The organism is Acetobacter senegalensis (genome assembly GCF_001580995.1).
GTDB classification, from domain to species: domain Bacteria; phylum Pseudomonadota; class Alphaproteobacteria; order Acetobacterales; family Acetobacteraceae; genus Acetobacter; species Acetobacter senegalensis.
This window is the reverse complement of the sequence record NZ_LHZU01000130.1, coordinates 18,885-30,519: the sequence shown is the minus strand read 5'-3', so window position 1 is coordinate 30,519 and position 11,635 is coordinate 18,885. Positions and strand designations below refer to the sequence as shown.

Below are 11,635 nucleotides of genomic sequence, written 5' to 3'. Positions count from 1 at the left end.
TGAATGCGCTCCCATGCTCAGGAACGATATTTCGCTTTCTGGGTGGTCTCAGGGTTTTCCGAACTAAGCCATGGATAAAGCAGAATAGCTGCAACGCATCCAATAAACCATGAAATACCAGGAAAATCTGACAAGATAGGCAGAAACCCGGAAGCATTGGCAAGACTTGCTGACAAGCAGAGTGTCAAAACCGTAGAGCGGTTTATGCCATTTTCGTACCAATAAAGCCCTTTAGGAGAAAGAGAATATAGATCTGGTACCGAAATTGATCTGTCGCTCACAATAAAGTAATCAGCTATAATAATTCCATAAAATGGGCCAATTAGACTAGCCAGAAAATCCAAAGTGAAATGCATAGCGGCGGGGCTATTGTATAAATTCCAAGGCGTTATAAAAATCGAGAGAAATGCAGCCAATAGCCCAGCTGCTCGCCAACTTATTTTTTCAGGCGCAAGATTTGAAAAATCAAAAGAAGCAGAGACAAAATTCACCACCACATTAATACCAGCCGTGGCAATCATAAAAGCAAGTATCGCGATAATGATAACGGTCACATTATCAGTTTTAGAAACTGTTTCAACCGGATCTGTAATCCGAACACCAAATGCGGGAACAGTCAACGCGATTGTGGAAAGCGTAAGAGCCGTAAAAGCCAGAAAATTGACTGGCAACCCCCAGAAATTACCACGCCGGATATCCTTTGTATTTTTTGCGTAACGCGCGAAGTCACCAAAATTAAGCATGGGAGCCGAAAAATAAGAAATAGTAAGGGTTATCGTCATGATGAAAGCGGAAAAAGCACCTCGGGAGGATGTCCCCACGCTGGTAAAGCTAAGGCTTTGCTCGATGGCATGTAAGCCGTGAATAAAGCCAACGCGTTGCAGAAGATATAAATCCAATGCAAGCATAACAACATAAATAAGGGGACCGGCCCATTCAGTAAAATGTTTTATAGACTCTATACCACGCCAGAAGACGGCAGCCTGAAGTAACCAAAGGGCCAGAAAAGCGAGCCAGCCAAGTGCAGACAGGCCCGCCAAACTATGTTGGCCAATATCAGCCCAAGAGGAGAGAGCGGGAGCGCATTTCAGAATAAGGACGACGAGCGCGTTTGAGGCCAACCACGTTTGGATGCCATACCAGCAAACTGCGATAACACCGCGCACGAAAGCCGGAATAAGAGCCCCCTTAACCCCGAAAGAGGCACGGCAGATAACAGGGAAAGGCGCACCTGTTTGCTGACTGGGAACAGCGACAAGATTACAGAGTATCTGCACCAGGAGAATGCCAACAAGAAGCCCGATGGCAACGGCCATTCCCGGTAGATCACTGGCAAACAGGTTGCCAAGTGTCACATATGTACCAACGCTGTGAACATCAGACATCCAGAAAGAGAGATAATCAAACCACGACCAGGTTCTCTCCGTTGTCGGGAGAAGTGCGCTATTGGAAAGGCTTGCATTAAGTTCAACGTGCCTGCTGTGAGAAAACGAAGCGGGCTCAGACATCAGGAAGTTTCTCCAGCCAGGAAAAAAAGCGGGACAGTTGTGCCAGAACTGTCCCGCGTCACATCAGAAACCAGTACGGAACGTTACGATAGCATAAAAATGACTCAGGGTATTGTAAGTAGGAGCGCTGCCGCTGATTTCAGATCCAAAAATGCCGCGTGTCGTATGTGCATTAAGTTTTACGCTGTTGATTGCAGAATAAGATTTCACGTTGGCAAGGTTGTTGACCCAAAGCATAATTTCTGGAGATTTCATGAAAGAAAGCTGACGCCCAAGCCACGTGTCTTTCTTAAGGCGTGCGCCAAGTGTCAGGTTTTCAGTCACAAGTTTGGGCAAATATTCGTCATTCATAAAAGTGGAATATTGGCGAGAAAAATAAGTGAGGTTGAAATTCCAGAAAAATGTTCCGTTATCCCAGTCTATGCCAAGGGAGGTCGTCCATTTAGGTGCATTGGTGGATGTTTTCCCTTTTGTTGGAAGGTAGTCATTGCCAACACGAATATTATTGTTGATGACGGAGTGAAGATACTGTGCGGAGACGTAAGGACGAAAATGATAAAAGGGACGGGTGCCAAGCTCAACATCCACCCCATCACTGGTCTGGCCACCAGCATTGATATTTTCCGCAATCTGCTGATTACCAAGATAACCGTAAGTTGAAATCTGCCTGTTTGTAAAATTATAGTGGAAATAAGTAAGAGATCCGACAAAAAGTGAGTCGTTATATCTGACGCCTGCCTCTTCAGATATGGAATATTCTTCTTTGACAGAATTACTCCCTTTGGAAGCGTAGGCTCCAGTGTTGGGATTCAGAGTTGTCAGCAGATAGCTATCGGGCGGGGCTTTGGCTCCGGTGGCCACTCCGGCAAAAACCTGCCAGTTACGATTGATCTGGTAGTGTCCGCCAAGTTGCGGCAGTAATTGAAGTTCGTTAAGACCAATCTTGTAAGGCAAGCCGGGCAGGCGCTGTGTCGCATTCCGATTAATCATTGTGACACGCATACCACCATCTATAACAAGTTTATCATGAAATAGTTTAAGTGTGTCCCCTGCGAAAAGAGCGTGTGTGGTCGTTATATCGCTATAATTTGCGGTATAATAATTCTGACCATTGGGCATTTTCAGAGTTTTACTTGACCATCCCCAAGGCGTGGTGGGAGACCCATCGCTGTTAACGCCTGTATAACCGGTGAGTGATGTGGAGTTATCATAATCAAACCAGTAACCAAAATAGGGATGGTTAGCACCAAGATCCAGCGTTGCTTTGGTAACAACGCCGCCACGCATTTCATTCAGGCTTGAATAAGATTCCGCATTGCCCGAATTTGTACCGGGCAACTGCCCCGGAATAACCATGGCGGTAATTTGCTGATTACCATAATAGACCGTGTTCCCAAGATCTGTTCCTGCACCGTACACTTTATAATTATAGGCTGTGTAAGGCGTAACTTCGAATCTGACTTTTCCGACCCTAAATTTTGAGGGTGCAAGAATATTGTATGTGCGTGAATGAAGCCAGTTCTGCTTCCAATAGTCCGTGTTCTGCTCATTGGGATTATAATATCGCGCAAGCTGGTTTCCCCATCCCTGCTTGTGCCAGTTCGCCATGGTGGTGCTCCAATAGGGCTCGTTCCCCGCGAGACCGCGCATGAAACCACCAATAAGAGAGATTCTGTTGTCTGAATCCCACTCTTTCAGAATATGAAAGTCGAGATGTTGAAAACTTTCCTGACCAGGGCCGCGATAAAAAGAATCATGCTGGTTTGAGGCGGAAATAAAAGAGCGAATACCGGAATGGCCCCACTCACCAGTGTCAATGCGAACAAACTGGCGTGTGTAGTCACGTGATCCAGCGCCAAAATCGACAAGGCCGCCAAATTTCCTGGACGGATCACGGGTGGTTAGTGTGAACATGCCTCCAGACCCATTAATGGCGGCTGTATCTAGGTTGGATGAACCTGGCTGGGCGGAAACGGTGCCAATATTTTCACTATCCACAATCCACGCAAGATCAAGATTATAACCGCCCACACTGGAAAGAGGCATACCATTATAGGTATTGGCAATTTCGTCCTGCGTGAGACCCCGCATGGAAAGGGCGGATTTTTCGTGTCCGGCCGGATCTGTGTTGGCGACGACAACTCCGGGCATCATCTTAGCAAAGTTGTAAGCGTTCTGAGCAGGTGCCTGTTTGGCGATGTAGTCCTGTGAGACAGTGCTACGCGCCTTGGGAGCGGTCTGTAACCGGATCAGGCCACCGCCAGCAGCATGACGTGTTACCCCAGAAGGAGAAACCGCAGCACTTACATCGATAAGTTCAGGTGATGTTCTGACAGGTTTGCTAGATTTTGCCCCAGCCATATGTGGTTTGGAAGAAGCCCTTACGCCTACAGCAGAAGAGTGGCGGGGAGTGCGCGTAGTGGCGGCTTTTGCAGTAAGGGGCGGCGAGAGAAATTTTTCGGCTATGGGAGAGAGCATGATGCTGGCCAGAAGGGTCGCATGGAATGTGTTGTTTCGGGGGAAGAGCCGACGCATCCGGGAAATCCTTGCGGCGCGGGGTAAGCGCGAGTGGGAGAAATGAACACCGGAAGTTGTTCCGGACTCCATATATTGCGTTAACAGAATGAACAGTGTTGACGAAATATGTCAACAAACAATGTTAACAATTTTTCTCTTAGATGATGGGACCCTGGAGAAATTGAGACAGCGGAACAGAAAGACCTGTTGTTGTCAGGGGAGCCTGTTTTGTGACCTTGTGCCCAAAGGACGATGCCGCAATATATGCGATGCTCTCAGCAAATGAGCAGTAAACTGGCACTGGTATGCGGGAAGAAAGAACTTTGTCCAATCCGGCAAGACCAGCGCCGGCCACAAGAATGTGATCGGCATGATCGTGGTGGATAAGATCAAGAGCGTTTTCCTGAAGAGCCTGAACAGTCTTCTCCAAGGATTTTGAGGCATGTTCACCGCTTTCAGGCAGTGTCCGGATGCCTGCTATGGTGGGACCAAAATTTGTGGTAGCGACAAGTTCTTCTATTAACGGCTTCCAGGCATCTCCACCTGTAATAATGCCCGTGCGACCGCCTTTGTTACGGCAGGACTGGAGAGAGGCATGCGCCATACCTGTAACAGAACACTGGGTAATCTCCTGTAGGGCAGCAAGACCAGGATCGCCGAAACAGGCAATCAGCACTGTTGTATCGGGTTGGGCAAGGGCAGGATTTCTTTCATATTCACGAGCAAAAGCATCAAGTGTGGCATGCGCCGCAATAGCCAGAGAAGCGCGACAAGCGATATAGGAAGCGCCCAGACAAGCTGTTGTGCTGCTGATAGAGGTGTTGCCGGGAAGCAGCGCCCGTGCGCGGACGGCCAGTTTTTGCGTAAGGCTTGTATCGGTATTGGGATTAAGAATAAGAAGATGCCGCATGGGGTCCGTTTCTGATCTGGTCATTGGAAGGCCGGAACTTTCTCGCCCGGGAAGAAGAAATGAATCGGAAGGCAAAAGACGAATCATTGTTAACAATTATCGTTGACAATGCAAACTGACCCGCACGCGTTTAGGGGGGAGGTTATAAACTGGGGAGAAAGAGAATTATGTTAGGGAGTGGGGTGACGTTGCAGGAAGAAGGGTTGGTTCCTGAAGAAAGCGTTGTGGCACAGGCGCTACGTGACGCTATTCTTGAGCGGAGGCTGGGGCCGGGAAGCCGATTGCCTGAAGAGCAGTTGGCCGAGATTTTTGCGTCGTCTCGCGGGCGTATCCGTCGCGTGCTACTGGCGCTTGCGCGGGAACGTATTGTGGTTATTCAACCGTCACGCGGTGCATTTGTAGCGTCACCAGACGCCGTGGAAGCCCGAGAAGTCTTGGCTGCGCGTCGAATGATTGAGGTTGGCGTCATGGAGCGCCCCTGCCAACCCTTGACGGAAGAGAAAAGGGAGCTCTTGCAACAGGTCATTGAGGAAGAACATCGCGCGCACGCGGCCCATGATTCTGTTGCAATGATCCGTTGGTCCGGTCGGTTTCATCTGGAATTGGCACGTGGCCTGGGTAACACCGTGATTGCCGATATCATTTCAGAATTAATTTTGCGGACATCTCTGATCATAGCCATTTACGAACGTCAGCAGGCCACATGTTGTCTGAAAGCCGATCATGATTTGTTATTGGCTGCCGTAAATGCGCGGACATGGCCCGAAGCTGCCCGGTTAATGTCAAGGCATTTGCTGGAAATTGAACAAAATCTGGATTTTTCAGCTCCAGCTCCCCCCACTATGTCACTAGGGTTAATTTTGCGGCGTTAGACTGATCTTGAGCCCAAAATTGAACGACGCAAGCAAATGATCAGGTCGCGGTAGGGAGCTATGTTACGCGGGTAAGACCCGAAAGCGGGGTTGGGAGTTCACCCGGAAATATTTGGGCGAGCTGGTGTTCAGGTAGCCTCATATGCTCGCAGAGGAGACCTGCCGCCACCGCACGAAGATCTGTTGTAGGAGCAAGATCCCGGTTCTCAAAGAGTTGTGACGGTTTCAGACCCGGCCATGTGCCGCCGATACGTCCTCCTGCTACCGAACCTCCCGCAACAAAGGCGATTGTTCCTGTCCCATGATCGGTACCACCTGTTCCGTTCATACGAACAGTACGGCCAAACTCCGTCATGGCAAGCACCGCTGTATGATTCCAGGCGGCGCCAAGACTATCACGAAGGGCAACAATTCCTCTATCCAGTTGCCCCAACGGACCGTTAAGTCGACCAACCTGTCCGGCGTGTGTATCCCACCCTCCAATTTCCAGCGCAGCGATGCGAGGGCCTTTCTGGTTTGCCATCATCTGTCCCGCTGCTGTGGCAAGTGTTGTAAATGTGTCGCGTTTTGGCCCTTTGCCCGCCTGGGGTTGATGCGAGCGTGTTCCTACCACAACCTCAGAAAACCCACGTGCTTTCAGGGCACTTCGGAGTGCGGGGCCTGTTAGGGGGTCATTTGCATTGAGAGCAGCAATCTGATTGTACAGGTCTGCATCCGGGTGATGGCTTCCTGCTGGAGCATAACTTCCAACCCGGGCTTTCCCACGCAGAAGGAGGGGAACCGTCAGACCCATTGCCAAGCCGTAACCGTCCGGCCCACTTGTTTGGGAGTGTGAGAGAGCCATGACAGCGCGGTTAAGCCATCCGCTCGCCATTCGTTCGTCAGCACCACTTTCAAGGTAATCCTGCGCTTCAAAATGAGAACGACTGCGGTAATGTCCTGCTACCGCATGGATGGGAAGAAGCTGGCCTTGGGTATAGAGCTCGTGCATTCCGGCCAAAGCAGGATGCAGTCCATAAAATCCTCCCAGATCAAACATCCCATGTTCCTGTCCGGGTTCAGGAAGAAGCAAAGGGCTACGATGGGAAGCGAGATAAGGGTCTCCATAAGGCGTTACAGCAGCCATGCCGTCCAGTGCCCCGCGAAGAATAATAACAATAAATCTCGGGTCGTTCAGGTTGGCAGTCTGTCCGGCTAAAGCCAATGAAGTGCTACCAAGTGTCCAACTGGCAGCCACCCCTAGCAGCGCGGTGCGACGGTGGATTTTCATGATGTTAACGCCTCTGAAATTCAGGGGAGGAAAACAGCAGTGTCAAGGCATCCTGCCGAGCCCCCGCCTGACGCATGGCCGTAACCGTTGATTGACGGAGCGCAGGGCCCAGCGTTGCGTGAGCAATGTCCATTGGATCTTCTGATCGGACATGTGCTGCCATACGCCACGCCCAGTCCGTGCGCGCCAGCATATCGGCCGGAGCAGCCCAGTCTGTTGCGAGGTCACTCCAACCATTAGGCAAAGGTGCCGTCCACAGCGGTTGCCCCAGAGCTGCGAACGCAGAAAAGAGGGTGTGGGACGAGGAATGCGGGTCGTCTGGCTGCGTGGAGATATCCTGGAGCGAAAGAGCGCGCATGACTGCTGTTGCATAATCCATGGGAGAACGAAACTTGCCTGGAGGCCTTTGAGCCCCCGGAAGATCGGCCAGGGCCACGGAAGCCATGGTCAAATCGCCTCCCGTATCATGCAACACCCCAGAAATATGGCTCACATCCTGCGGAGAAGGAGTATCGGAAATAAAATGCGTCACAAGTTTTGTTGCAATATGACGATACGTTGCGGGGTGCGTTCCCAGGAAATGCAGCGCCTGTAATCCGCCAACTTCTCCTTCAGGGAAAGTCTGTCCCATTACGGTTTTTTCTCCTGGCTCATGCTTGCCGGGCTGGAATGCAAAACCGGGGCGGCCAGCTTTCATGTCCACAGTCCACCCTGTCAGAATAGCTGCGAAGGAGGTGACGTCAGCCTGAGTATATCCTGCCGCCGGTGATACAGTGTGCAGTTCCAGACATTCTCGTGCCAGATTTTCGTTCAATCCACGATGATAACGCTTGCCCACCGGGCTGGACGGACCAATGGATGAGGCATTATCAAGATACATGAGCATCGCAGGGTGCTGCATGACAGCCACGAGCATATCTACGAACCGACCTGTAATATGTGGCCGAATAGCTTCGCGCATATAAGCTCCAACAATGCCGCGTGTGCTGCCCTGACGAAGACTGACTGTAAAATGATTGAACCAGAACCATGCCAACCGCTCACGAAACGGCTGCTGGGAGGTCAGCACGTTATTGAGTTGAGTTGTCACTTCAGCCTGAAAGATTGGTTTGATCAGCGGATCCCCTTGCATCTTGTTCGTGCGTTGGGTGCGCAACATGATCAGGGCGTCCGCACAACTGCCAACACCAGTGAATGAAGCCTTGTCAGTCGTATGCAGTTGGCTGGCGAGCCAGTCCTTTATGGAAAGTAGCGGCTGTTCCGGACCGCTGGCCCCCAAACCAAATCTGTTTATAGTTCCAAGAGACACCACATCTTCTCCTTCTTCGGAACTGCCGGGAGAGGTATTGCTGGTAATCTTGTTAATAGACACGTGATTACAGCTATTTTGTGTCAATTACGTTGCAGACAGAGGAATGACCTTTTGGAGGCAACGGCTGACAGCGCGTGCAATAAAGATGCTGGCGAGAGATTCAGCCTCTGAATGAACTCTCCACATCTCACATGTTATTTCCAACTATCTGATAAAATTGGAGAAATGGCTGTTTATTAGACGCGTATGGCTTAATGTCATGACCCACTGAAAGCGATCAACTCGCGTATAGACGCTCTTGAGCGTGCGCTGCCTACTACGACCATAGTTACCTACATAATGCACAGGAGATGATAGGCTGGTACCTCTGCCGTCGATATTAAAGGACGCATAATGGCAGACAGAATTTGATAGGTATGACTTTTGAAAGAAATTGAAAGAAAAGTGATGGATAACTCCCCCCAAGAAGGGAGGGGAGGGGTTATCCATCATCTAGATTTTATTGGTGAATGTCTGTCGGCCTGAATGGATTACTTTCTGCCGCAAAGCATTTTTCTGGCCGACAGTATTTGCATTGATTTAGTAAAGTTCTGGAACAATCATGGAATCTGGCGTGGGTTGCCGCTCGTAGTCGGGATGATGAACACGGGGAGGAAGCACAACGTCTGGGTGCTGAACGGCTTCATATGGCACCAAAGACAAAAGGTGAGAAATGCAGTTCAGGCGAGCCCGCTTCTTGTCCACCGCCTGCACAACCCACCACGGAGCTTCCGGTATGCTGGAACGCTCAAGCATGGTTTCTTTTGCCAAGGTGTAATTTTCCCACCTCCGGCGGCTCTCCAGATCCATGGGGGACAATTTCCATTGCTTCAATGGATCTTCAATTCGGGCCTGGAACCGGGTTTCCTGTTCATCATCAGTGATGGAAAACCAATATTTTACGATCTGAATGCCACTGCGAACCAGCATACGCTCGAATTCCGGTACAGACCGGAAAAACTCTTCATACTGGTCATCCGAGCAAAAACCCATAACGCGCTCAACACCGGCGCGGTTGTACCAACTCCGGTCAAACAGAACCATCTCACCAGCCGCAGGCAGGTGGGACACATAGCGCTGAAAATACCACTGGGTCCGTTCACGGTCATTAGGAGCGGGCAGGGCCGCGACGCGGCAGATACGCGGGTTAAGGCGCTGGGTAATACGCTTGATAGCGCCGCCTTTACCTGCAGCGTCTCGTCCTTCAAAAATGACAACCAGACGATGGCCTGTAGCTTTCACCCAGTCCTGAAGTTTGACCAGTTCGCCCTGAAGGCGGATCAGTTCACGAAAGTAGGTACGGCGAAAGGCTCGGTCAGCAGCGCTGGTGGCGCCACCAGCGACTTCCTCTTCCAGAGAAAGTTCAAACTCCTCATCCAGATCATCTATGATTTCGCGTCGAATTTTTTCCCGCTCACATTCGGTTGCAGATGCGAGATTTAAATCCTGATCGTCAGACATTGCTTACCCTTCACCAACACTCTCGTGGCTTTGATATGGCATCTTATCAGGTGGGAAATGATAGAAGCTTGAAACTTCTATGAAACTTCGTTTCTTCCATATATTTCAAAAAGTTGTGGTCATATTCAATCCGGTGACGACACCATTACGAATAGCACGCCCCGTGTCAGGGTCACGGCTGACACCACCCACATTCAGAAAATATTGAAAATCGGGCTGAAGGATCAGATAAGGAGTAACCGCTGCCTGATATGTCAGTTCAATATGGTGCTCTGGCCTTAATTGGTAGGGTACACCCGTCCCCAGACGGACTGCATCATGTGCACTCCGAATGGCCTGATGCCCGTAAAGGCTGGTTCCCCAGGCAAGACCAATTGTATCATCAGGCCGCCCAGGAAGAAGTTCATCAAAAGTCAGGCCACTCTGTATTTCAACCGAAAAGCGGTTTCTTTGACCGTTACTCACAATAGTTCTGACAAACAGATTGATTGTCTTGCCGGACTCTTTTGTTTTACGCCAGATCATCTGATCAAGGAGGGCATATGCCATCCAGTTCCCATGATGATAACGCGGAATACCGGTGCTGATGGCGCTCGCTAACAGATTACCTTGATTATCATATCGCTGATCAGGAAAGCGGCCGGTGTCATACAGCCCGCCTATTTTCCAAGTGCCGGGCAGGGCTGGAGCGTCTTTTCCTGCCAGTCTTCGGGCCATATCCATCCAAAGCTGAGCCTCGCCCATAAAAAGCGTTCCGCCACTTGTTGAAAATAATGTTCCCGTTGGGTCCCGCGTTGTGGGATTGACGTTGCTATAGAAAGGCCCACGGGTAGGATTATCATTGGTAATCGCGCCCATCAGAACCAGAGGAGGGGCAGGTGTCCACTTGACCCGAGCGCCCACAGCAGAGAAAGGCCAGGAAGGCCCCCCGGAATAGAGATTGCTTGATGTTGAAAGAGGCCACCCGAAGCTTGAATTCAGGAAGAAGGACGCGTTCTGGCTGACCAGAAATTCGGTATCCAGATCAATAGTGCCCACCCGGATATCCAGCCGGTTGTTGAAAAAACCTTGCCCATACCAAAGTTCAAAAAGGCGGGTGGAACGCCCAACATCGTAACCACTGACAGCATTGAGTGCACCGAGACGTTCATTGGTAAGTGATCGCCCCCGGATCTGCAACGCACTGACGTTCAGAAGGCCTCCCTGCCACCCGAAGGCCTGTTGAGTACTCAGAGAAACGGCAACGGCGGTCATCCCATCATATGTTGGTCCGGGATGAAGACCTCCGCCAGCAAGCCCCCATAATTCCTCCACATCCTGGATGGTTACTCTTACCCCTTGCCGGGTAAGCCAGTCTCGAGCGCCGCCAGCATTTCCGAGCAGTTCTGTGTTTGAATCTTCAGGAGGCTGCACGAAGCCCGGGGCCGGCGTTGGAAGAGGCACACCGGATGGCAGAATATCAGTGGTAAGGGGTATATCTGCGGCAGACACCACATCAGCCTTGTTCATACTGGCCGCGAGAACAAGAGCTAGAACGGCATGACGTGTGGCCCGGATACAAAATGACCCCACGTGTTCAAAACCTCCTAATGAAATACACAGCAACCAATATCATGCACGAGAGAAGAATGGCAGGAAGTGGGGAGAAAGTCTAAACCGGGTAGGGTACCATCCATGAATGATGATTGCATATCGTGCCTATGCATCCCTGCCTCTGCTTCCTCCCCTACCATCATCCCCACCTAC

General features: G+C 50.6%; 8 protein-coding genes. 1 reads left to right on the top strand and 7 read right to left on the bottom strand.

Annotated elements, in window-relative coordinates; translation table 11 throughout:
• Positions 1 to 17: 17 nt before the first annotated feature.
• The 3 genes from AD948_RS09000 to AD948_RS08990 form a co-directional block, all read right to left on the bottom strand.
• A complete protein-coding gene (locus tag AD948_RS09000; RefSeq protein ID WP_061471551.1) occupies positions 18 to 1,508 on the bottom strand; it encodes an NCS1 family nucleobase:cation symporter-1 in 1,491 nt (496 codons plus the stop codon).
• A 63-nt stretch (positions 1,509 to 1,571) separates the two neighbouring features.
• Positions 1,572 to 4,043 carry a TonB-dependent receptor gene (locus AD948_RS08995; RefSeq protein WP_061471550.1) on the bottom strand — a complete coding sequence of 824 codons (2,472 nt, stop codon included), beginning with the start codon at positions 4,041 to 4,043 and terminating at the stop codon, positions 1,572 to 1,574.
• A 139-nt stretch (positions 4,044 to 4,182) separates the two neighbouring features.
• The gene (locus AD948_RS08990) at positions 4,183 to 4,959 is read right to left on the bottom strand and encodes an aspartate/glutamate racemase family protein (RefSeq protein WP_156478998.1); all 777 of its coding nucleotides are present in this window, start codon (positions 4,957 to 4,959) and stop codon (positions 4,183 to 4,185) included.
• Positions 4,960 to 5,117: 158 nt separating this feature from the next.
• Here AD948_RS08990 and AD948_RS08985 point away from each other — a divergent pair, with 158 nt between their 5' ends.
• Positions 5,118 to 5,807, top strand: a complete 690-nt coding sequence (locus tag AD948_RS08985) for a GntR family transcriptional regulator (protein ID WP_237938565.1) — start codon at positions 5,118 to 5,120, stop codon at positions 5,805 to 5,807.
• 58 nt (positions 5,808 to 5,865) lie between these two features.
• Here AD948_RS08985 and AD948_RS08980 read toward each other — a convergent pair whose 3' ends face one another.
• The 4 genes from AD948_RS08980 to AD948_RS08965 all read right to left on the bottom strand — a co-directional run bounded on the left by AD948_RS08980 (position 5,866) and on the right by AD948_RS08965 (position 11,461).
• On the bottom strand, positions 5,866 to 7,077 hold the full coding sequence (locus AD948_RS08980) for a DUF1501 domain-containing protein (protein WP_061471547.1): 1,212 nt from the start codon (positions 7,075 to 7,077) through the stop codon (positions 5,866 to 5,868).
• A 4-nt stretch (positions 7,078 to 7,081) separates the two neighbouring features.
• Positions 7,082 to 8,449: a DUF1800 domain-containing protein gene (locus tag AD948_RS08975; RefSeq protein WP_248845976.1), complete on the bottom strand. Its 1,368-nt coding sequence runs from the start codon at positions 8,447 to 8,449 to the stop codon at positions 7,082 to 7,084.
• 519 nt (positions 8,450 to 8,968) lie between these two features.
• Positions 8,969 to 9,889 (bottom strand): polyphosphate kinase 2, encoded by a 921-nt coding sequence (gene ppk2, locus AD948_RS08970; RefSeq protein WP_006557193.1) that lies wholly within the window; start codon positions 9,887 to 9,889, stop codon positions 8,969 to 8,971.
• Between the two features lie 105 nt (positions 9,890 to 9,994).
• The gene (locus AD948_RS08965) at positions 9,995 to 11,461 is read right to left on the bottom strand and encodes a carbohydrate porin (protein ID WP_061471546.1); all 1,467 of its coding nucleotides are present in this window, start codon (positions 11,459 to 11,461) and stop codon (positions 9,995 to 9,997) included.
• Between the last annotated feature and the right edge of the window lie 174 nt (positions 11,462 to 11,635).